The sequence below is a fragment of the Amycolatopsis sp. H20-H5 genome, from assembly GCF_035828755.1.
GTDB lineage: Bacteria > Actinomycetota > Actinomycetes > Mycobacteriales > Pseudonocardiaceae > Amycolatopsis.
In genome coordinates, this window is the sequence record NZ_JAYMZS010000144.1 from 1 (window position 1) to 19,964 (window position 19,964).

At 70.2% G+C, this 19,964-nt stretch carries 24 protein-coding genes; 10 read left to right on the top strand and 14 right to left on the bottom strand.

What is annotated here, in order from left to right:
• On the bottom strand, positions 1–366 hold a 366-nt coding region (locus QMK34_RS41640; protein WP_326420338.1), incomplete at its 3' end, for an MMPL family transporter.
• Positions 367–553: 187 nt separating this feature from the next.
• On the opposite strand from QMK34_RS41640, the gene QMK34_RS41645 reads away from it, so the two are divergent.
• Positions 554–1,150, top strand: coding sequence for a TetR/AcrR family transcriptional regulator (locus QMK34_RS41645; protein ID WP_326420339.1), 597 nt, complete (start codon positions 554–556; stop codon positions 1,148–1,150).
• A gap of 39 nt (positions 1,151–1,189) precedes the next feature.
• Here the strand turns inward: QMK34_RS41645 and QMK34_RS41650 are convergent, their stop codons facing one another.
• Complete coding sequence (locus QMK34_RS41650; RefSeq protein WP_326420340.1) at positions 1,190–1,735, bottom strand: RNA 2'-phosphotransferase; 546 nt, start codon at positions 1,733–1,735, stop codon at positions 1,190–1,192.
• 46 nt (positions 1,736–1,781) lie between these two features.
• Positions 1,782–2,243, bottom strand: a complete 462-nt coding sequence (gene soxR / locus QMK34_RS41655) for a redox-sensitive transcriptional activator SoxR (RefSeq protein WP_326420341.1) — start codon at positions 2,241–2,243, stop codon at positions 1,782–1,784.
• A gap of 53 nt (positions 2,244–2,296) precedes the next feature.
• On the opposite strand from soxR, the gene QMK34_RS41660 reads away from it, so the two are divergent.
• The 3 genes from QMK34_RS41660 to QMK34_RS41670 all read left to right on the top strand — a co-directional run bounded on the left by QMK34_RS41660 (position 2,297) and on the right by QMK34_RS41670 (position 4,450).
• Positions 2,297–2,989, top strand: a complete 693-nt coding sequence (locus tag QMK34_RS41660) for a transketolase (protein WP_326420342.1) — start codon at positions 2,297–2,299, stop codon at positions 2,987–2,989.
• A 4-nt stretch (positions 2,990–2,993) separates the two neighbouring features.
• Positions 2,994–3,887, top strand: a complete 894-nt coding sequence (locus QMK34_RS41665; protein WP_326420343.1) for a transketolase family protein — start codon at positions 2,994–2,996, stop codon at positions 3,885–3,887.
• Between the two features lie 125 nt (positions 3,888–4,012).
• Entirely contained in the window at positions 4,013–4,450 is a 438-nt protein-coding gene (locus tag QMK34_RS41670; protein WP_326420344.1) for an NUDIX hydrolase, read from the top strand.
• Here the strand turns inward: QMK34_RS41670 and QMK34_RS41675 are convergent.
• Positions 4,436–5,167, bottom strand: a complete 732-nt coding sequence (locus QMK34_RS41675) for an NIPSNAP family protein (RefSeq protein ID WP_326420345.1) — start codon at positions 5,165–5,167, stop codon at positions 4,436–4,438. The two genes, QMK34_RS41670 and QMK34_RS41675, sit on opposite strands and share 15 nt — an antisense overlap.
• A 71-nt stretch (positions 5,168–5,238) precedes the next feature.
• Between QMK34_RS41675 and QMK34_RS41680 the strand changes: the two genes are divergently transcribed.
• Positions 5,239–6,423 carry an FAD-dependent monooxygenase gene (locus QMK34_RS41680; protein ID WP_326420346.1) on the top strand — a complete coding sequence of 395 codons (1,185 nt, stop codon included), beginning with the start codon at positions 5,239–5,241 and terminating at the stop codon, positions 6,421–6,423.
• Here the strand turns inward: QMK34_RS41680 and QMK34_RS41685 are convergent.
• On the bottom strand, positions 6,420–7,592 hold the full coding sequence (locus QMK34_RS41685) for an acyl-CoA dehydrogenase family protein (RefSeq protein ID WP_326420347.1): 1,173 nt from the start codon (positions 7,590–7,592) through the stop codon (positions 6,420–6,422). The genes QMK34_RS41680 and QMK34_RS41685 overlap by 4 nt on opposite strands.
• A gap of 81 nt (positions 7,593–7,673) precedes the next feature.
• Positions 7,674–7,877, bottom strand: a complete 204-nt coding sequence (locus tag QMK34_RS41690; protein ID WP_326420348.1) for a hypothetical protein — start codon at positions 7,875–7,877, stop codon at positions 7,674–7,676.
• A 181-nt stretch (positions 7,878–8,058) separates the two neighbouring features.
• Here QMK34_RS41690 and QMK34_RS41695 point away from each other — a divergent pair, with 181 nt between their 5' ends.
• From QMK34_RS41695 to priA, 3 genes are all read left to right on the top strand, one after another.
• Entirely contained in the window at positions 8,059–8,961 is a 903-nt protein-coding gene (locus tag QMK34_RS41695; RefSeq protein WP_326420349.1) for a hypothetical protein, read from the top strand.
• Between the two features lie 34 nt (positions 8,962–8,995).
• Complete coding sequence (hisH, locus tag QMK34_RS41700; RefSeq protein WP_326420350.1) at positions 8,996–9,625, top strand: imidazole glycerol phosphate synthase subunit HisH; 630 nt, start codon at positions 8,996–8,998, stop codon at positions 9,623–9,625.
• A gap of 69 nt (positions 9,626–9,694) precedes the next feature.
• Positions 9,695–10,432: a bifunctional 1-(5-phosphoribosyl)-5-((5-phosphoribosylamino)methylideneamino)imidazole-4-carboxamide isomerase/phosphoribosylanthranilate isomerase PriA gene (gene priA / locus QMK34_RS41705; RefSeq protein ID WP_326420351.1), complete on the top strand. Its 738-nt coding sequence runs from the start codon at positions 9,695–9,697 to the stop codon at positions 10,430–10,432.
• A 178-nt stretch (positions 10,433–10,610) separates the two neighbouring features.
• On the opposite strand, the gene QMK34_RS41710 is transcribed toward priA, so the two are convergent.
• The 7 genes from QMK34_RS41710 to QMK34_RS41740 all read right to left on the bottom strand — a co-directional run bounded on the left by QMK34_RS41710 (position 10,611) and on the right by QMK34_RS41740 (position 15,742).
• Positions 10,611–11,189: a Fic/DOC family protein gene (locus QMK34_RS41710; protein ID WP_326420352.1), complete on the bottom strand. Its 579-nt coding sequence runs from the start codon at positions 11,187–11,189 to the stop codon at positions 10,611–10,613.
• Positions 11,186–11,776 (bottom strand): Panacea domain-containing protein, encoded by a 591-nt coding sequence (locus QMK34_RS41715; RefSeq protein ID WP_326420353.1) that lies wholly within the window; start codon positions 11,774–11,776, stop codon positions 11,186–11,188. The genes QMK34_RS41710 and QMK34_RS41715 overlap by 4 nt, the downstream gene beginning before the upstream one ends.
• 131 nt (positions 11,777–11,907) lie before the next feature.
• Positions 11,908–12,294: a PPOX class F420-dependent oxidoreductase gene (locus QMK34_RS41720; RefSeq protein WP_326420354.1), complete on the bottom strand. Its 387-nt coding sequence runs from the start codon at positions 12,292–12,294 to the stop codon at positions 11,908–11,910.
• Between the two features lie 18 nt (positions 12,295–12,312).
• The gene (locus QMK34_RS41725; RefSeq protein ID WP_326420355.1) at positions 12,313–13,047 is read right to left on the bottom strand and encodes an ABC transporter permease; all 735 of its coding nucleotides are present in this window, start codon (positions 13,045–13,047) and stop codon (positions 12,313–12,315) included.
• Entirely contained in the window at positions 13,044–13,769 is a 726-nt protein-coding gene (locus QMK34_RS41730; protein ID WP_326420356.1) for an ABC transporter ATP-binding protein, read from the bottom strand. Before QMK34_RS41730 ends, QMK34_RS41725 begins: the two co-directional genes overlap by 4 nt.
• A 114-nt stretch (positions 13,770–13,883) precedes the next feature.
• Positions 13,884–14,777: a GNAT family N-acetyltransferase gene (locus tag QMK34_RS41735; protein ID WP_326420357.1), complete on the bottom strand. Its 894-nt coding sequence runs from the start codon at positions 14,775–14,777 to the stop codon at positions 13,884–13,886.
• Between the two features lie 167 nt (positions 14,778–14,944).
• Positions 14,945–15,742 carry a carbon-nitrogen hydrolase family protein gene (locus tag QMK34_RS41740; RefSeq protein ID WP_326420358.1) on the bottom strand — a complete coding sequence of 266 codons (798 nt, stop codon included), beginning with the start codon at positions 15,740–15,742 and terminating at the stop codon, positions 14,945–14,947.
• A gap of 293 nt (positions 15,743–16,035) precedes the next feature.
• Here QMK34_RS41740 and QMK34_RS41745 point away from each other — a divergent pair, with 293 nt between their 5' ends.
• Both QMK34_RS41745 and QMK34_RS41750 read left to right on the top strand, forming a co-directional pair.
• Complete coding sequence (locus tag QMK34_RS41745) at positions 16,036–16,278, top strand: FCD domain-containing protein (RefSeq protein WP_326420361.1); 243 nt, start codon at positions 16,036–16,038, stop codon at positions 16,276–16,278.
• Positions 16,279–16,414: 136 nt separating this feature from the next.
• Positions 16,415–19,225 (top strand): AfsR/SARP family transcriptional regulator, encoded by a 2,811-nt coding sequence (locus QMK34_RS41750; protein ID WP_326420359.1) that lies wholly within the window; start codon positions 16,415–16,417, stop codon positions 19,223–19,225.
• A gap of 4 nt (positions 19,226–19,229) precedes the next feature.
• Here QMK34_RS41750 and QMK34_RS41755 read toward each other — a convergent pair whose 3' ends face one another.
• The gene (locus tag QMK34_RS41755; RefSeq protein ID WP_326420360.1) at positions 19,230–19,733 is read right to left on the bottom strand and encodes a hypothetical protein; all 504 of its coding nucleotides are present in this window, start codon (positions 19,731–19,733) and stop codon (positions 19,230–19,232) included.
• Positions 19,734–19,964: the final 231 nt, after the last annotated feature.

Below are 19,964 nucleotides of genomic sequence, written 5' to 3' on the forward strand. Positions count from 1 at the left end.
GTCGGGGGAGACCGACTGAGCCTGGAACGGGTCCACCACGGCGGCGACCTTCGGCGCGGTCTTCAGCTCACCGACGACACGCTCGACAGCGGCCTTGCCCGCCGCGTCGGTGACCGTCTGGCCCGGCGGGGCGGCGATCACCACGCGAGCGGTCGCGCCACCGGCGGCGGCCTGCGGGAACCGGCTGGCGAGCTGGTCGATCGCCCGCTGCGACTCGGTGCCGGGGATCGTCACCGAACTCGACAGCTGCCCCGACAGGGTCAGCGCGCCGATCCCGAGAATCACCAGGACGGCGGTCCATACGGCGGCGACGAGCGCTCGCCTCCGGAACGAGAACCGGCCGAGCCGGTACAGGAAGCTGGCCACGAGAGGCTCCGTATCACTTGTCGGGGCGGCAAGACTTGTTCACTCGATCTAGTGACTCCAAGCTAGCCGATCGGCTAGCAGACTTACAAGCCGATCGGCAAGTGTGTGACTAGCCGCACGGCTAGCACCGAGTTTGCCGATCGACTAGCGCCGACGTACTCTCAGCCGGACTGACGAGGAGAAACGCATGAGTGCCGGTCCGGTCGAGGACACCCGCACACGACTGCTCACCACGGCGTTGCGGCTGTTCACCGAACACGGGGTCGAGGGCACGTCGCTGCAGATGATCGCCGACGCGCTGGGCGTGACGAAGGCGGCGGTCTACTACCACTTCAAGGCCAAGGACGAGATCACCGAGGCCGTGGCGGCGCCCGGGATCCGCGAGCTGGACCTGCTCCTGATGGAGGCCGCCCGCCAGCGCAGGCGTGGCGCGCAGGTCGACCAGCTGCTGGACGGCTTCGTCGACCTCGTGGTCCGCCATCGCGCGCTCGTGGCGCTGTTCTCCAGCGATCCCGGCATCAGCAGGGCGATCGGGAAGTCGATCCACGGCGAGGAGGGGTTCAAGGACGCACTGCTCGGGATCCTGGCTGGCCCCGACCCTGACGTCACCGAGCGCGTCGCCGCGATGGTGACGCTGACCGGCATCGCGATGGCAGGCGGCTCACCGGACCTCGCCTGCGTCGACGACGAAACGCTGCGCGTGGCCCTGATCGACGTCGGCCGCAAGCTCGCGGGCCGCCCTCGCCGCCGCGCCACCCACCCCGCCTCACGCGATTGCCCCTGAAGGCCACCATCACGGCGTTTTACGCCGTGATGGTGGCCTTCAGGGGCAGCTGAGGTATTCCGGGGGAACCGCGGCGGTGAGCCAGACGCCGTTGGCGCTGAGCTGGAACTCGTGCCCGGCTTCGGTCATTGCGCGCGCGTCGATCGAGAGCAGCACGGGCTTGCCGCGCCGGGCGCCGACGGTCGTGGCTGTCTCGACGGACGTCGACAGGTGCACGGCGTGCCGCTTCATCGGCCGCAGTCCTTCACGCAGGATCGCGGCCAGGAACCTGTCCACCGTGCCGTGGTAGAGCACCGCGGGCGGCTCCGCGGTGGGCAGGGCCAGGTCGACGTCGACGCTGTGGCCCTGACTGGCCCGGATTCGCTCGCCGCGCTCGTCGAAGGCGAACCGGCGTTTGTCGTTGCCCGTCACGACTTCCTCGAGCTCCGCCCTGGTGAGCCGGAGGCCGTGTGCCGCGAGGGCGGTGAGCAGCGTGTCCACTCCGATCCAGCCGCCCGGTTCCAGGGTCAGGCCGATTTCCCGCGGTGCGTGCCGCAGGTGCAGGGAGAGTCGCTTCGAGACTCGGGTGCGGTTCTTGGCGTCCATTTCGCCTCCAGTCAGCCACAACCCAGGCCCGGCGGGCAAACGGGTTTCAGAAGCCGCCCTCCACGGCGGGCCGCAGCTTGCCCGCGCCCGGCCCGAACCGGGCCATCTGGTCGTCCGCGTTGTACAGCCCGCAGCTGCGCAGGGACAGGCACCCGCAGCCGACGCAGCCGGTCAGCCTGTCCCGCAGGCGTTGCAGCGCGTCGATCCTGGCGTCCAGCTCGTCCTGCCAGCCCCGCGACAGCCGCGCCCAGTCCGCCTTGGTCGGCGCGTGGTCGCCCGGCAGGCTCGACAGCGCCGCGCTGATGTCCTCCAGGCTGAGTCCCACCCGCTGCGCGGCGCGGATGAACGCGATCCGCCGCAGCACCGACCGTGGGTATCGCCGCTGGTTGCCCGCGGAGCGCTCGGAACTGATGAGCCCCTTGTCCTCGTAGAACCGCAGTGCCGTGTGGGGCACGCCACTGCGTTCCGCTACCTGCCCGATGCTGAGGTGTTCGGCTAGCCTGGTCACCTGATCAGGCTAGCCTTGACTTCGACCTAAGTCGAGGTTGCAGGCTGGGATCCATGACTACCGGGACAAAACAGGGATACGCGGACCTGCCGCGCCTGATCGCGTTGATGACTGGGGACGAGAAGCACGCCGGGGCGGCGGAATCCACTTTGGACGTCCTGTGGGTGCTCTACGACCGCGTGCTGGACATTTCGCCGGACACGATCCGCAAACCCGCCCGCGACCGGTTCCTCCTGTCCAAGGGACACGGGCCGATGGCCTACTACGCGGTGCTGACCGCGAAGGGTTTCCTCGACGAGGACGAGCTCGCGGGCTGGGGCGGGCTGGACTCCCGGCTCGGCTACCACCCGGACCGGACGCGGGTGCCCGGTGCGGAGATCTCCAGCGGCTCGCTCGGGCACGGCCTGCCGCTCGCGCTCGGCACGGTGTTCGGCCTGCGCGCACGCCACCTCGACCGGGCGAAGGTGGTGGTGCTCGTCGGTGACGCCGAGCTCGACGAGGGGTCCAACCACGAGGCCATCGCGCTTGCCGGCCGCGCGGGCATGGAACAGCTCACCGTGGTGGCGATCGACAACGCCAGCGCCAGCCACGGCTGGCCCGGCGGGCTCGCGCGGCGGTTCGAGGTCGAGGGCTGGGCCGCGCGCACGGTCGACGGCCGGGACCACGAAGCACTCCACACCGCTTTCACCACACCACATCCGGGGCGGCCGCTCGCCGTCGTCGCCGTGGTCGAACCGAAGGGCTGAGCCGATGAACATGCGGGAAACCTTCCTGGCCACCACCGAGGAGGTGCTCGGCGCGGACGCGCGGGTGGCCGTGGTGCTGGCCGACATCTCCGCAGCCTCGCTGACACACGCCGCCGAACGGCACCCCAGCCGGGTGATCAACGTCGGCATCCGTGAGCAGCTGCTGGTCAGCGTCGGCGGCGGGCTCGCGCTGGCCGGGATGCGGCCGATCGTGCACACCTTCTCGTCGTTCCTCGTCGAGCGGGCGTTCGAGCAGATCAAGCTCGACCTGAACCACCAGGACGTCGGCGCCGTGCTGGTCTCCTACGGCGCGTCGTACGACATGCCCACGGCTGGCCGCACCCACCAGGCCCCCGGCGACGTCGAGCTCATCGGCTCGCTGCCCGGCTGGACCGTGCACGTGCCGGGGAACGGGGAGGAGGCCAGGCGGCTGCTGCTGGAGTCGATACCCGGCGACGATCGGGTGTACCTGCGGCTTTCGGCGCAGGAGAACGCGCAGGCCCACCTCGGTGCCGGGTTCCAGACGCTGCGGCAGGGGAGTCGCGGGGTCGTGCTCGCGGTCGGCCCGATGCTTGACCGCGTCCTCGCGGCCACCGAGGGCCGCGACGTCACCGTGCTGTACACCTCGACGATCCGCCCGTTCGACGCCGCGGGCCTGCTCGCGGCCGTCCGCACGACGGGCACGGCCGACGTCGTTCTGGTGGAGCCGTACCTCGCGGGGACGTCCGCGCACCAGGTCGCCGAGGCGCTCGCCGACGTCCCGCACCGCCTGCGCTCGCTCGGCGTGCGGCGGGAGTCGGAGGTCCGCAGCTACGGGGAGATCGCCGACCACGATCTGGCGCACGGCCTCGACGCGGGGTCGATCGCCTTGTCCGTCAAGGAGTTCCTCGGCATCTGAGCGGTCGCTTCGGCGCCGTCCCGGTGGGGGCGGCGCCCGGAGTCGTCCTCGTCGTGGGTTCGGTACTGCTGGCGCGCCTGGTTTTCCTCGAACACCGGGCCGGATCATCCGCTAGCGTTCCCGGTGTGCCGACACCTCCCGCCATCCGCCCGCTCGCCCTTGCCATCGTCCGCCGTGACGACGATCTGCTGGTGTTCGAGGGCAGGGACCGCACGAAAGCCGAGACCTACTACCGGCCGCTGGGCGGTGGCATCGAGTTCGGCGAGACCGCCGTCGAGGCACTGCGCCGTGAGCTGCGTGAGGAACTCGCGGTGGAGCTGTCGGATCTCGAGCTGCTCGGCGTGCTGGAGAACATTTTCGAGTACGAGAACCAGCCGGGGCACGAGATCGTCTTCCTGTACCGAGCCGAGATCGTGGACCGGACCCTCTACGAGCGTGACGAGGTCGGTGTCGTGCTCGACCAGGGCAGCCCGGTCAGCTGGCGTCCGCTGCGCGAGTTCGCCGAGGGCCGGTTGACGCTCTATCCGGCCGGTCTCGCGGAGCTGCTCTCAGCGCAGGTGTGACCGCGGGGTCGGCTCCAGGACCAGGCGCTGCCACGGCTGCTTGAGCCGCGCTGTCAGCTCGGGCTGGACCTCGTCGCGCCAGTGCGCGGATTCGGCCAGCGCGCGTTCGTGCGCCGTGAGCTGACCGGCGGTGGCGAAGAAGGTGAACCACACGAACACTGTTTCGTCCTCGCGCACGGGGAGCCGCGGAAACGTGTTCTCCGCGCGCTCGGTCTCGAAACAGGCCAGCGGGTGGCCCTGCGCGGAGGTGAGCAGCGGGCTCGCCACCCGGTGGAAGTACTCCGCGAACTCGGCCACCGGACCGGTCGGGTGGCACACGGTGACGATCACGCGCGACGACGGCCGCCTGCCTTCACCCGCTGGGGGACGCGCTGCCGCGGGGGCGGGGAAACCGGGGCCGGACGGCTTCAGCAGCACCACGTCACTGGCGTCGACCATGGTGTCGTTCGCGGCCGGGCCGTGCTGCTTCCACACCGGGCCGTAATAGAAGGCGGTCAACGCCTTCAGTCGCGCCGCCATGCTCTCGAAGCCGCGCACCCAGACGAACCGGCCGGGCTCGGCGGGCTCCCTGAACTGGCCGAACAGGTGCGCGCCGGTGTTTTCCTGGCTCTCGACGAACTCGCGCTCGAACAGGGTGACCAGCTCGTCGCGGCGGCCGGGAACCACGGTGTACCGGCGTAGTTCCAGGACGGCCTGGTGCTCGGCGAAGTCGTTCATGGTTGGGCACATTAGGCGGAGTTCCCTGACACCTACTGTCAGTGAAGCCCGGTGCTCGCTAACTTGGGATCATGACTTCACCGAGGCCAAGGGTGGCCATCGTCGGGGCGGGGATCGGTGGGCTCACGCTCGCGATCGCCTTGCGGGAAAAGGGAATTGACGCCGAGGTGCTCGAAAGGTCGCCGGAGCTGAGCGAGGCCGGCGCGGCCGTCGCGCTGGCCGCCAACGGCAGCCGCCTGATGGACCGGCTCGGCCTCGGCACCCGGCTCGCCTGGCACGCCACGGTGCAGACCGAACTCGTCTACCGCAACGGCCGCGACGCGACCCGCATCACCGCGTACCCGCTCGATGACCGCTACACCGAGATGTTCGGCAGCCCGCTCTACAGCCTTCATCGCGCGGATCTCCAGCGCGTCCTTGTGGAGGCGTGGGGGCTGCCCGTGCGGCTCGGCGCCGACGTGATCGGCGTCGAGCAGACCGAGGGCGAAGCGTTGGTGCGGCTGGCTTCCGGTGACACGGTGGCCGCGGATCTCGTGGTCGGCGCCGACGGTGTGCACTCGATCGTGCGCCGGTTGCTGGCCGGGCCTGACGCGCCCGCGGTGTACTCGGGCACGAGCGGGTTCCGTGGTCTCGTACCGGTCGAGAAGCTGCCGTCGTTGCCGGACCCGTCCTCCATCCAGAGCTGGCTCGGCCCGGGCGGGCACCTGCTGCACTATCCGATCGCGGGCGGCGCGGTGATCAATTTCCTGGCCGTGGTCGACGAACCCGCCGAGTGGACCGAACCCGCCTGGGTGGCCGGGGACGATCCGGGCAAGTCGCTGGGTGTGTTCGACGGCTGGCACCCCGCGGTGGCGGAAATGCTCCTGGGCGCGACGCCGCAGCGCTGGGGCCTGTTCGCGCACCGGCCGTTGCGGCAGTGGTACGACGGCCGCGTCGTGCTGCTCGGCGACGCCGCCCACGCCATGCTGCCGCACCAAGGCCAAGGCGCGAACCAGACCATCGAGGACGCCGTCGTCCTCGCGGAATGTCTTGCCGCGCAAACGATCCCGGACGCGCTGGCCCGCTACCAGCTGCTGCGCCGCGGCCGCACCCGCGTCATCCAGCGCAGCTCGTGGGACACCTCGGCCGCCCTCCACCTGCCGGACGGCCCCGAGGTGGTCGCCCGTGACGAGGGCCTGCGTCATTTCCCCGAGCGCTTCGGCTGGATCCACACCTACGACGCTTTTGCGGCCGCAGCGGCAGCGGCGGACGGCTAGCGGAACGCGGCGAGGCCGGTGACGGCCTGGCCCAGCGAGAGCGCGTGCATCTCCTCGGTGCCCTCGTAGGTGAGGACGGTTTCGAGGTTCGACATGTGCCGCATCACCGGGTACTCCAGCGAGATCCCGTTGGCGCCGAGCATCGAGCGCGCCGTGCGGGCGACGTCGAGCGCGGACCGCACGTTCGCCATCTTCCCGAAGCTGACGTGCGTGTGGTGCAGCTTTCCGGCGTCCTTCAGCGTCCCGATGCGGTGCGCGACCAGCCCGGCGCGGTTGACTTCGACCAGCAGGTCGGCCAGTTTGCGCTGGGTCAGCTGGAAACCGGCGAGCGGCTTGCCGAACTGCTCGCGCGTCAGCGTGTAGTCCAGCGCGGCCTCGTAACACGCGCGGGCGGCGCCGACGACGCCGTACAGGATGCCGTAGCGGGCCTCGTTGAGGCATGAAAGTGGCCCGCGCAGGCCCCGGACCTCGGGGAACGCGGCCGATTCCGGCAGCCTGACGCCGTCGAGCACGAGCTCGGCGGTCAACGAAGCGCGCAGCGAAAGCTTGTGCTTGACCTCGTTCGCGGTGAAGCCAGGGGTGTCCGTCGGGACGACGAACCCGCGGATCCCGTCGTCGGTCTGCGCCCACACCACGGCGACGTCGGCCACCGTGCCGTTGGTGATCCACATCTTGGTGCCGCTGAGCACCCAGTCCGCGCCGTCGCGGACCGCGCGCGTGCGCATGCTGCCCGGGTCACTGCCCGCGTCCGGCTCGGTCAGGCCGAAGCAGCCGAGCGCCTCGCCCGCCGCCAGCCGCGGCAGCCACTCCTGCCTGTGGTCCTCGGAGCCCCATTTGTAGATCGCGTACATCGCGAGCGAGCCCTGCACCGACACGAAACTGCGCAGTCCCGAGTCGACGGCCTCCAGCTCACGACAGGCGATGCCGTACGCGATCCCGCTGGTGCCCGCGCAGCCGTAGCCCTCCAGGTGCATGCCCAGCAGGCCGAGCTGCCCGAAACCCTTGGCGAGTTCCCTGGCGGGCAGCGATCCCGACTCGTACCACTCCGCCACGTTCGGCAGGAGCTGGTCGCGGGCGTAGGACCGGACAGCGTCACGGATGGCGCGATCCTCTTCGGTGAGCTCGGCGTCGAGGTCGAGGAAGTCGTGCGGATCCGGGCTGCTGCTCATGCGGCTTCTCCTGGGGTGCGGTTCTGCTCTCTCCCCGAAGGGAACCACAGGAACCGCTTCGCTCTGTAGCCCTTGGGGCCGTCAGGCGTCCCGCCACGGCGTGACATTGCTCATCGGCAGACTTCGCGGGATCGAGTCGATCAACCGCCCGACCGAGGCCGGGTCCAATCTGGCGCGTGACTTCTGCGCCGGAATCAGCAGCTCGCTGAACTGCGGAAACGGCACACTTTCGATGTCTTCGCGCCAAGCGTCGAACAATTGGTCCAGCCTGTCGGCGTCCGCCATCGTGATCTCCTGGCCGGTGGCGTTCCACCACGCCACCACTCGATCGAGTGATACCCGCTCGTTCGAGTGTTCAAACGCCCGTGCCCGGAAGATCCTTCCTCCGATCGGCGGTCCTGCCCGCCCGGCCGCCGTGACATGATTCCGCTCGCCGCCGCCAGGTCACTGCTCGTGAGGAGCGATAGTGAAGTGTGGACGCGGTAGGACGGCTGGTCTGCTGAGCCGGGTATTGGTGCTGGCGGGCACGGGGTTGCTGGCCACGACGGGAGTGGCTTCGGCTGCTCGGCCGACCGGCCCGATCGCGGGCTGGCGCCAGATCTCCCACACGGTCGTCGACAACGCCGTCAGTGGTGAGGGCATCACGACCGTCCGGGCACCCGGACAAGAGCCCGCCCTGCTCTACCGGGCGGGCCAGACCATCCCGCAGGCGCTCAAGGACGAGGGCTGGGGCCACGTCGGCGATCCCGACTCCCGGCGGGGGTACGTCTACGACGCCTACCAGAACACCCGCGACATCCCCGCGCCGAACAAGATGTACCAGGTCACCAGCCCCACCGGGCAGACCACCGAGTACCTCCACACGCTGACGCCCGAGGAGCCCGCGGCGAACGCGAACGCGCAGGTCGCGGTGACCCCGGACGGCCGCTGGCTCACCTCCGGCGCGCTCGGGCAGCTCGACCGCCTGTTCGTGTTCCCGACGCCGGGGGAGAACCCGCGCGCGCCGCGGGCCGGTGGCGAGCTGCCGCTGTCCGGGCGCATCCTGCTCGACCACCCGATCCGCAACGCCCAGGGCTGCGACTTCGTCACCGAGACCCGCCTGCTCTGCGCCACGTCCGACCCGGACAACGACCTGTACGCGACCAACTTCCAGCTGCTCCAGATCGACCTGACGCACGCGGTGCGCGCGGGCGACACCCGGGCGCGGGTGAAGTCACTCGGACAGGTGCCGCTGGTCAGCACCTGTCCGGGCCTGTTCGTCACCGAGGGTGTCGACTACGACGTGCCCACCGCCACCCTGCGGGTGGAGGTCGTACCGCCGTCGCCGTGCAACACGGGCACCGACGTCTACGCCTTCCGGCGCGGCTGAGGGCCGGGCGGAGCGGCGGACTAACCTGGACACCGTGCCTAGCGTCGCGATTCTGGACTACGGTTCCGGCAACCTCCGCTCCGCCGAGCGCGCCCTCGTGCGCGCCGGCGCCGACGTCGAGGTCACCGCCGACCCGCGTGCCGCGCTCGAAGCGGACGGGCTGGTGGTGCCCGGCGTAGGCGCGTACGCCGCTTGCGCCGAGGGCCTGCGCTCGGTGTCCGGCGAGCGGATCATCGGCAAACGCCTGGCCGGTGGCCGTCCGGTGCTGGGCATCTGCGTCGGCATGCAGATCCTGTTCGAGCGCGGGGTGGAGCACGGCGTCGAGACCGAGGGAGCCGCCGAGTGGCCGGGCACGGTGGAGCGGCTGAACGCCGAGATCCTGCCGCACATGGGCTGGAACACCGTGCGCGCGCCCGCGGACTCGCAGCTGTTCGCCGGGCTCGACCCCGAGGCCCGCTTCTACTTCGTCCACTCCTACGCCGCGCGCACCTGGGAGCTGGACTCCGGGCTGTCCGGCCAGCAGCCCCGGGTCACCTGGGCCCACCACGGCGAGGACTTCGTCGCGGCGGTCGAGAACGGCCCGCTGTGGGCGACGCAGTTCCACCCGGAGAAGTCCGGGGACGCCGGGGCTCAGCTGCTGCGCAACTGGGTCGCGACGCTGTAGGCGCCACCCGGACACCCCGGGTCAGAGACCCCTGACAGACTTCCAAACGGCACCATTTAGGCTGCGCGGGTGACTTTCACACTCCTTCCCGCCGTTGATGTGGCCGATGGCCAGGCCGTGCGACTCGTCCAGGGCGAGGCAGGCTCCGAGACGTTCTACGGCAGCCCGCTCGACGCGGCGCTCGCCTGGCAGAACGACGGCGCGGAGTGGATCCATCTGGTCGACCTCGACGCCGCCTTCGGCAAGGGCTCCAACCGTGAGCTGCTCGCCGAGGTCGTCGGCAGGCTGGACGTCCAGGTAGAGCTGTCCGGCGGCATCCGCGACGACGCCTCGCTGGAGGCCGCGCTGGCCACCGGCGCCCGCCGGGTGAACCTCGGCACCGCCGCGCTGGAGGACCCGGAGTGGACCGCGAAGGTGGTCTCGTCCTACGGCGACCGCGTCGCGATCGGGCTGGACGTGCGGATCACCGAAGCCGGGCACCGGCTGTCCGCGCGCGGCTGGACGCAGGACGGCGGCGACCTGTGGGAGGTGCTCGACCGCCTCGACGCGGACGGCGCCCAGCGTTACGTGGTCACCGACGTCAGTAAGGACGGCACGCTGCGCGGCCCGAACATCGCCCTGCTGCGTGAGGTCGCCGCCCGCACCGACGCGCCGGTGATCGCCTCCGGCGGAGTGTCCAGTGTGGACGATCTGCGCGCGATGGCGGCACTGGTCCGCGACGGTATCGAGGGTTCGATCGTCGGCAAGGCGCTCTACGCGGGCAACTTCACCCTCCCCGAGGCCCTCGCCGCCGTCGCCGAGTTCTAGGACTCGTCGAGCACGGCCTGGATCTCGAGGGTGATCGAGATCTTGTCGCCGACCACGACCCCGCCGCCTGTCGAGGGCAGGTTGACCGAGATCCCGGAGTCCTCGCGGTCGATCGTGCCGGTGGCGGTGAACGCGGCCCTGGTCTCCCCGGAACCGGCGGCGGCGTTGACGGCAGGGTTTACATGCGGACGACGACCGGATCCAAGACCTTCACCAGTTCGATGGCGTCGGCCGTCCGGAAGTTGTGGCGCGCGGCGGCGGCGTTGTCCGACCGGTTCAAGGCCGACCAGTCCAGACGCCATCCCGCGGCCGCCGAAAGTTGACGAAGAAAGGCTCGCAGCGTCCGGCCGTTTCCTTCTCGAAAGGGATGCATGGCGTTGAGCTCGCCGTAGTATTCGGCGAGCAGCGCGACGAAACTCTCCCGGTTCAGCCCGATCAGCCAGCCGTGTCCTTCAAGCCCGGCCAGCACCGCCGAGGTCTGGTCGTCGACGAATCGCCAGCTGCAGAAGGTTGACGTCTCTTTGGTGATGTCGACAGTCCGGGTTTGGCCCGCCCAGCCGTAGAGGTCCCGGAACAGGGCGTGGTGAAAAGCTTGAAGGTGCTCCAGGTTGTATTCGCCGGGCAGGCTTTCCCTGGCGAGCTCGACATCGCGCGTACTGACGATGCGTGCTTCGAGTTCTTTGAGCTTCTCGGAGTCGGTGATCCCCAGCTTGTTACGCAGGCATCGGTCGCCGGGCAGGCTGTACGGATCGTTCACTGCAGCCGGGCTCTCCGGATCTCCTCCGCGACAAGCTCGTCCGCGGTCAGTGTGCCCGAGGCGACGTCGCGGAGTTTCCTCTGCCACTCGTCGTCGAGGTCGACGCCCTCGATGGCCGAGCTGGCGGCGGCCTGTGCCACTGCCACGTCAGGATCCGTCCGCTGCCTCGAGTAGAAGTGCCGCAGCTGGGCCAGTGAGATCTGAGCGGACGACTTCTCGTTGTCGCCGAGGATTCCCCGGGCGGTCTTCCAAGGAATCTCCATGTGTGTCATCCGGGAAAGGGACTCGGCCGAGAAGCCTGCGTACTTGTCCAATACCCAGGTCAGTGTTTCGAGTTCCGGGGAGTCAAGCCGTCCTTCGTGTCCGCGTGGCCAGTCGGCTACTTCGTACTGCTTTCGATGCTGGGCGTAGAGAGACGGGGTCACCGGGCCCTGTGGCCACGCTTCGATTCTCTCTTCGAACATCGGCACGTTGTGGAAGACGAGATGCCAGGCCTGGGAGTAGTAGACCAGCTTCTGCAGCTTCATGGTCGTGATCGTGCCTGTTCTGGTCAGCACTGCCGCGGCCACGTCGTGAGCGTTCGCCATCGTTCTCCACCTCCTCGGGCATCCCGGTGATTTTACCGTGTTTTCGCAGGTTGAAGGGCGGTGCCGCCCCGCGGCACTTCAGTCGAACATGCGTTCGATCTTGTGTCAAGGTGGTTAGCTCGGCCGGGTGGTCAGCCGTCGAGTTTCACCGCGATGCCGACGGTCCGCTGCGGCCCGCCGCGCAGGCGGCTGAAGAACATCGTCACCTGCCCGATGATGCCGTACTTCCTCGCGACGGCCTTGCGGGCGGCCTCGGTGTCCTCGTCGTCGAGCAGGCGGGCGACGCCGGTCACCTTGGCGCCGTGGGTCTCGCGGCCGCGCAGGTCGCAGGCCTGGACCTCGACGCGGCCGCTGTTGCGGATGCGCTTGACCTTGCCTGCCTTGCGCTCGGACCACATCACCAGCTCACCGTCGCGCCCGGCGGCCCAGAGGGGGGTGGGCACGGCCACCCCGGTCTTGCGGAAGGTCGTCAGAACCACGTACTTCTCGGCTGCGAGCCGTTCGAACTCGGATCCCATGTGGACAATCTAGCCCCGTCACGGCGTCCGGCGGCGCAACGTGGCCGCGCCGAGCATCAGCGCCGCCAAGGCACAGGCGGCGACGATCAGGAGATTGCGCACGATGACGCCGTCGATCGAGCCGGAGGTGGTGACCCTGGTCAGTGCTTCGACCGCGTACGACAGCGGCATCACGTCGGACAGCCAGTTCAGCAGCCAGCCCATCTGGCCGCGTGGCATGAACAGCCCGCACAGCAGGATCTGCGGCAGCACGAACAGGGGCATGAACTGCACGGCCTGGAACTCCGTGCGCGCGAACGCGCTGACGAACAGCCCCAGCGCCATGCCGAGCAGCGCGTCGAGCACGGCGATGAGCATCAGCATGCCGATCGAGCCGGTGATCTCGAGGCCGAGCCAGGCCAGTGACAGCCCGGCGGCCAGCGCGACCTGCACGACCGCGATCGCGCCGAACGCCAGCGCGTAACCGAAGAGCAGGTCCAGCCGCCCGATCGGGAGGGTCATCAGCCGTTCGAGGGTGGCCGTGGTGCGTTCGCGCAACGTCGTGATCGAGGTGATCAGGAACATGATCAGGAACGGGAAGACACCGAGCAGCGCGGGCGCGACGTGGCTGAACACGAGTTCGGAGTTGAACACGAACCGCAGCAGCACCATCAGCAGCGACGGCACGACGATCAGCATCACCACCGTGCGCGGGTCGTGCCGCAGCTGGGTGAGGATGCGCCGGGCGGTGGCCATGGTGAGTGCGGGGTTCATGAGGTGCTCGCCTCCGTCGTGCGGACCAGGCGCAGGAAAGCCTGTTCGAGGTCGGTGGCCCCGGTGCGTTCCCGCAGGCGGGCGGGGGTTTCGTCGGCGAGGAGAGCACCCTCGCGCATCAGCAGCAGGCGGTCGCAGCGGGCGGCTTCGTCCATGACGTGGCTGGACACGAGCAGCGTCGCGCCGCTGTCGGCGAGGCGGCGGAACAGCGCCCACAGCTCGTCGCGCAGGACCGGGTCGAGGCCCACCGTGGGCTCGTCGAGCACCAGGAGCTCGGGCTTGCCGAGCAGCGCGACGGCGAGGTTCGCCCGGTTGTGCTGCCCGCCGGACAGTGACCCGACCAGCTTGCCCGCGTGGTCGCCGAGGCCGACCTCGCCGATCACCCTGTCCACATCGGACAGTGGTGCGCGGAGCACGGAAGCGAAGTACCGCAACGCTTCGGTGATCGTGAGGTCGGCGTAGATCGCCGGGTTCTGCGTGGCGTAGCCGATCAGCCTGCGTAGCGGCGGGCTGCCCGCGGCGTGGCCGAGCACGGTCACGGTGCCGCCTTCGACGAGCTGGACGCCGACGATAGAGCGCATCAACGTCGTCTTGCCGCACCCGCTCGGCCCGAGCAGCCCGGTGACGACCCCGCGGGGCACCTCGAAGCTCACGTCCCGGACGACCGCGCGGCCACCCCGGCGGACCCGCAGCGAGTCGACGATGATCGCTGAATTAGTCATGCGTTTAATTCAACGCCCGTGGACCTCCCCGCGTCAAGACGCAGATGCCCCTGAAGGCCACCATGACGGCGTCTAACGCCGTCATGGTGGCCTTCAGGGGCAGTAAGCAGACCGTCAGACGAAGTCGTAGCGGTGTTCGGTGATCGGGTAGCCCGCCTTGGCGAAGGCCTTCGCCATCGGCAGGTTCGGGACGTCGGTGCTCGCGACGATCCGGTCGACGCCCTCGGCGGCGAGGAGATGGGTCGCCTCGACCAGGAGGTCGTAGGCGTAGCCGTGCCCTCGGTGCTCGGGCAGGACGCCGATGTAGCCGGTCACCGGGTCGTTGTGGTTGCGCCCCGGTACGGCCAGCCCGACGAGCTCGCCGTCCGGCGTGTACGCCAGCCGCCACCACTCGCGGGGGCCGGGCATCCACAGCAGGAAGTCCAGGTCGTCCTGCGCCGCCGCCTCCACCCCCGACTCGGCGACCAGCCTGCGCGCGTGCGCGTCCAGGCTGCCCTCGGTGAGCCGCCGGAAGACGTCGAGGATGACGTCGTTGTCGGGCTCCGGCCGGAATTCGAGCCTGCCGGGCCGCTCCGGCAGCCCGCAGTCCGGTGTCCACCGGTAGCGGTAGCGTTCGACCAGCGGGGTGTACCCGCCGGCGACCGCGGCGTCGATGCGGGCCGACGCCGCAGCGAACACGGCTGGGTCGTCACGCCAGCCGGCGGGGAGTTTCAGCGCGTATTCGCCCTTCGTGCCGGCGATCCGCAGCAGTTCGACCGCGGCGTCGGAGTCGGTGAAGTCGAACCAGTCGAGGATCATCGGTTCGGTGTCGTGCTGGCCGGCCCACCAGGCGGCACGGGCGACGACGACGTCGTCGCGCAGGGCGATCCAGGTCCATTCAGGACGGTATTCGCCCCTGGCGGCCAGCTCGCGGTAGCTGCTGCCGAAGAACGGCAACGCCGGGTCGATGAGCTTGTCGAAGAAGTGTTCTTCGCCCGCGATGAGCGGGCGGATGACCAGATCGGTCACAGGCAAAGCCTTTCCGGGAAGGTGGTGCGCTCCCGGTCAGGTCCTGGGAGCCCTCAAGGCGAGGCGGGAGCGCATGATCGTCACAGAGATCACGGTGCCCACCTCCTCTCGTCCGTTTGAGGGCGTCCCAGGAACCTAGCGGCTCGGCGTGGCGACACGCGAATTCTTTATTTCGGGACCACCGTGAACCGCCGCAGTGCGAGCGCGGGGTTCTTCGCCCTGACCTCCGCCAGCCGGTCCGCTGACAGCTCGCCGACCGCCGCGCCCGCCTGCTCGCCGAGCGAGGCGACGAGCACGCCCATCGGGTCGACGATCATGCTGTTCCCGGAGCCGGTCGGCGCGGTCTGGCCCGACGCCGCGACGTAGATCGTGTTCTCGATCGCCCTGGCGCGCACCAGCGTCGTCCAGTGGTTCTCCTTGAGCGGCCCCGGCACCCACTCCGCCGGGAGCAGCAGCGCGGTCACGCCCGCGTCGACGAGACGGCGGGTGACCTCGGGGAATCGCAGGTCGTAGCAGGTCTGCAGACCGAAGACGAACCCGTCGAGCTCGAACGTCTCCGGTGGCACGATCTCGCCGGGGCGCACGACGTCGGACTCGCGGAAGCCGAACGCGTCGTAGAGGTGCAGCTTGCGGTACAGCGCGGCGATCGCGCCGTCCGGCCCGGCCGCGACCAGCGTGTTCGAGATGCGCCGCTCGCCGGGAAGCGCCTCGTTGATCCCGGCGACGACGGTGATCTCTCGCTCCTTCGCGAGCCCGCGCAGCGCGGTGACGAACTCGCCGTCGAGCTCCTCCGCGGTGGTGACGAACCGCTCGTCCATCACCGCGACGGTGTACATCGCGTACTCGGGCAGCACCACGACGCGCGCGCCGCGGTCCGCGGCGTCGCCGACGAGCCGCGTGATCCGCTCGAGGTTTTCCTGCTTGTCGTTGCCGGGCGCGAACTGCGCCACCGCGACGTGAACCATTTGTTGTCCTCTCAGGAAGGGGGAGCGGGCATGCGTTCGACGCGGCCGAGAACCACGGTGTAGCAGACGATCCCGGCCAGCAGGCGCCCAGGTCAGGACGGTGACCGCGCGTGAGCTCGAAGAGGTCTACCAGAGCCGCCGCCTGATCGAGGGCCACGCGCTCGCCGAGCTGTGTGCCCGCGGTTTCGGCGCCCCGCCGGAGATGGCCGAGCTGATCGACGAGATGGAACGCGCCGGAACGGGCCCGCGACTGGTTCGCCGTCTCCGGTTTCGACCGCCGCTTCCACCGCGCGATCGTCAACGCGGCGGGCAACTCGGTGCTGACCGAGCTCTACGACACCCTGCGCTCACGCCAGCAGCGCGTCGCCGTCCGCGCGCTGGAAGCCCGCCCTGAGCGCCTGCCGGTCATCGACGCGGAGCACTGCGCTCTGGTCGCGGCGCTGGAGCGCAACGACGAACCCGAGGCCACCCGCATCCTGCACCAGCACCTGCGCCCGGTGTCGGAAGTCGTTTCGGTCCTGTCGAACGAGCCCTGAGCCCCGGCCCCTCACCCCCGCTTTCACGCCGATCGGGACTTTCGGGACCTATCGGGCAGGCCATGGTCATCCTCCCGTGACTGTGACACTCTCATCCGCAGTGTCACCTTCGGCTCGGGGAGAGTGGGGTAGCGCCATGGGGGATTCGACCGTGCGGTTCCGGTTGCTGGGGTCGCTGGCGGTGACGGTGGGGGGCGAGGACCTGCCGCTCGGCGGCACGAAACAGCGGGTGCTGCTCGCACATCTGCTACTGAACGCGAACAAGCTCGTCTCGCCGGGGCAGCTGATCGAGGTGCTCTGGCCGCGGGAACCGCCGACCTCGGCCACGGCCAACCTGCAGACCTACGTCTGGCGCCTGCGGCGGCGGCTCCCGGAAGCGCCGGAAGGTACCGGCCTGCGCACGCACGGCTCGGGCTACTCGCTGGTGGTCGCGCCCGCCGACGTCGACGCGCACCGGTTCACCCAGCTCGTCGCCGAAGCGACCCAGGCTCGCGAGGACGGCTCGCCGCGGTCGGCGTTGTCGCTGCTCGCCGCCGCCGAAGCGCTGTGGCGCGGTGCCCCGCTGGAAGACCTGCCGATCGTGCCCGCCTGGGACGCCGAGCTGGGCAGGCTGGCGGAAGGCAGGCTCGCCGCCGTCGAGGAACGGCTGGCGCTGCAGGTGCGGCTCGGCGCGCACGACCAGGCCATCGCCGAGTTGATCGTGCTGCTCGCCGAGCACCCGTACCGCGAACGGTTGTGGCAGCAGTACCTGCTCGCGTTGCGTGGCGCGGGCCGCCGGGCCGAGGCGCTCCAGGCTTACGCGACCGCGCGCGAACGGCTGGTCACCGAGCTCGGGGTCGAACCGGGCCCGGAGCTGCGGGCCGTGCAGGCCGCGATCCTCAGCGGTGAGGAGGTCCAGGCGGACGAGCCCCGCGAGATCTCGCCCTCGCGCCAGCTCCCGGCGGACATCCCGGACTTCACCGGCCGCGAGGAGTACGTGCGTGAACTGGAACTCGCTCTGTGCGCCGATCGCGGGACGCCCGCGGTGGCCGTGCTGACCGGGCCGCCGGGAACCGGGAAGACCGCGCTGGCAACGCACGTGGCGCACCGGCTGGCCGCGCGCTTCCCCGACGGGCAGTTCTACGTCGACCTCGCGGCCACCGGCGCGCCGCGTGATCCCGCCGAGGTGCTCGCCGATTTCCTGCACGCGCTCGGGGTCACCGGCAACGCCGTCCCGGCCGGGCTCGACCAGCGGGCCGCGCTGTTCCGCTCGCGGATCTCCGGCCGCCGGGTGCTGCTCCTGCTCGACGACACCGCCACCGCGCAGCAGGTCCGGCCGCTGCTGCCCGCCGGCGCCGGGTGCGCCGTGCTGATCACGACCCGCGGCAGGCTGCCCGAACTGGCCGGGGCCCGGCAGCTGGAACTCACCGTGTTCGGCGAGCGGGAGGCCGGGCTGCTGCTGGCCGGGATCGCCGGCGCGGACCGGGTGCGCGGCGAACCGGCCGAGGCCGCCGCGATCGTGCGGTGCTGCGGGTATCTGCCGCTGGCGATCCGGATCGCGGGCGCGCGGCTGGCCGGCCGTCAGGCGTGGAGCCTGCGGACGCTGCACGACCGGCTTGCCGACGAATCGAGCAGGCTGAGCGAGCTGCGGGCCGGTGAGCTCGGTGTCCGCTCGAGCTTCGAGCTCAGCCTGCGTCAGCTTTCCGTTGCCGCGCAACACGCCTTCTGCCGCCTCGCCCTGCTCGGCCCACAGGACTTCCCGAGCTGGGTGCTCGACGCGCTGCTCGACAGCAGCGGCGCGCACGACGTGCTCGACGTCCTGGTCGACGCGAACCTGATCTCCTTGGCAGGGATGGACTCCGGCGGGAATCCGCGCTATCGGCTGCACGACCTCCTGCGTTGTTACGCGGCCGAAGTGCTGGCAGGCGAGTCGCCTCAGGAACGACGGCTGTCGTTGGAGAGAGCGCTTACCGGCCTGCTTTCCCTGGTGAAGCCCGCCGCCGCGGCGCTGCCGCCCGCGTTCGGCGCGATGTCCGGGCCGCCGGTCGGCCGCCTGCTCGGCCGGGCCACGGTCGAGCGGCTCGTCGCCGACCCGCTGGGCTGGTTCACCGCCGAACGCAAGCTGCTCACCGGCGCCGTCCAGCTCGCCGCCGACGCCGGGCTCGACGAGGTCGCCTGGCAGCTCACCGCCGCGGCGGTGCCGTACTACGACCTGCGCGGGCTCTACGAGGATTGGCGGCGCAGCCACCAGCTCGCGCTGGACGTCGTGGTGGCGGCCGGAAACCGTGCCGGTCAGGCGGTGCTCCTGCGCGGCCTCGGCCAGGTTTGGCTCTACCACGACGAATACGAGCGGGCGACCGAGGACATGAGGACGTCGGCGGCCCTGTTCGCCGAGCTCGGCGACGTCCGCGGCGAGGCGCTCGCGATCGCCGGGCTGGGCACGGTCGCCAGGGTGCGGCGGCGCCCGTCCGACGCGATCGGGTTCTACCGGCGCGCGCTCGACGGGCTCGCCCGCGCCGGGGATCACAGCGGGGTCGCGCAGATGCGGAACTCGATCGGCTCCACGCACATGCTGCTCGGCGAGTACGCCGAGGCCGAAACCTGGCTCGGCCGCGCTCGCGAGCTGGCCCGCGAGATCGGTGACCCGCATCGCGACGCGAAGGTCCTCACCGAGCTCGGCACCCTGCACCGCACCACCGGCAGACTGCCGGAGTCCTTGACCTGCTTGAGACTCGCACTGTCCATTTTGGAGGAAATGGACGATGAACGCTGCAGCGCCCACGCCCTGCTCGGGATCGGGCAGACGCTGCTGGCCGCCGGGGAGCCGGTGCAGGCACGCGGGGTGTGCGACCGCGCGCTGCGCGTCTTCCGGGAGACCGGTAACCGGCAGGGGGAAATGGTCGGACTGGCGCTGCTGGAGCAGGCACAGCGGCGGCGGATCCCCTCCGCCGCCGCCCTGGCCCCCTGATGCGTCAGTTGCTGTTTCCGGCCTTCCAGCCGAGGTAGCTGCTGAAGTGGTGCGTCGTGGTGTAGCCGATGCGGTTGTTGACGTCGGTCGCCCACACGTGGCCGGTGCCGTCCGCGATGCCCACGTGGCCGTACTGCGAGATGCCCCAGAACACGAACGCGCCCTTCGGCGGGACGCCGGTGGTGTGCCGGACACCGTCGCTGGACTTCCAGTGCTCGATCGCGCTGACGTGGTGCGTCGTCCGGGCCCACGAAAGGCGCGCGGCCTTCTCGCAGTAGTGCTCGTAGGCGGTGCTGCCCGTCTTGCTCTTGTACCAGGCGATCGCCTGATCGGCGGTCCGCGAGGCCTGGATCGCCTCGGGCGAGTCGGTGGCGGTGTCGCCGTTCGGGACCGCCGAGGCGGAGATCTCGGGGGCCGGGGTGGCCGAGGCGGCTGTCGCGACGACCCCGCCGCCGAACATCAGTGCCATCGAGATGGCGGCGACCTGGCAGAGTTTCTTGCTGCGCATGCTGTCTCCCTCTGGTTCCGGGGTCTGGAGCCCCGGTGACTGCGAACAAGAAAGAGACTGCCGAGCGCCGCTACACCGCCACTACATCCGCGCTCACCCCCGCTTTGCTGCCATGAACGGACCGTTCATGGCGTCTGTGGAGGGTTAGTGCGAGCCCAGCCACGAGTAGTCGGCCGAAGGCGCGACGACGACGGTGTCGGCGACGTCCACCAGTTCCGCCTCGGTCTGCTT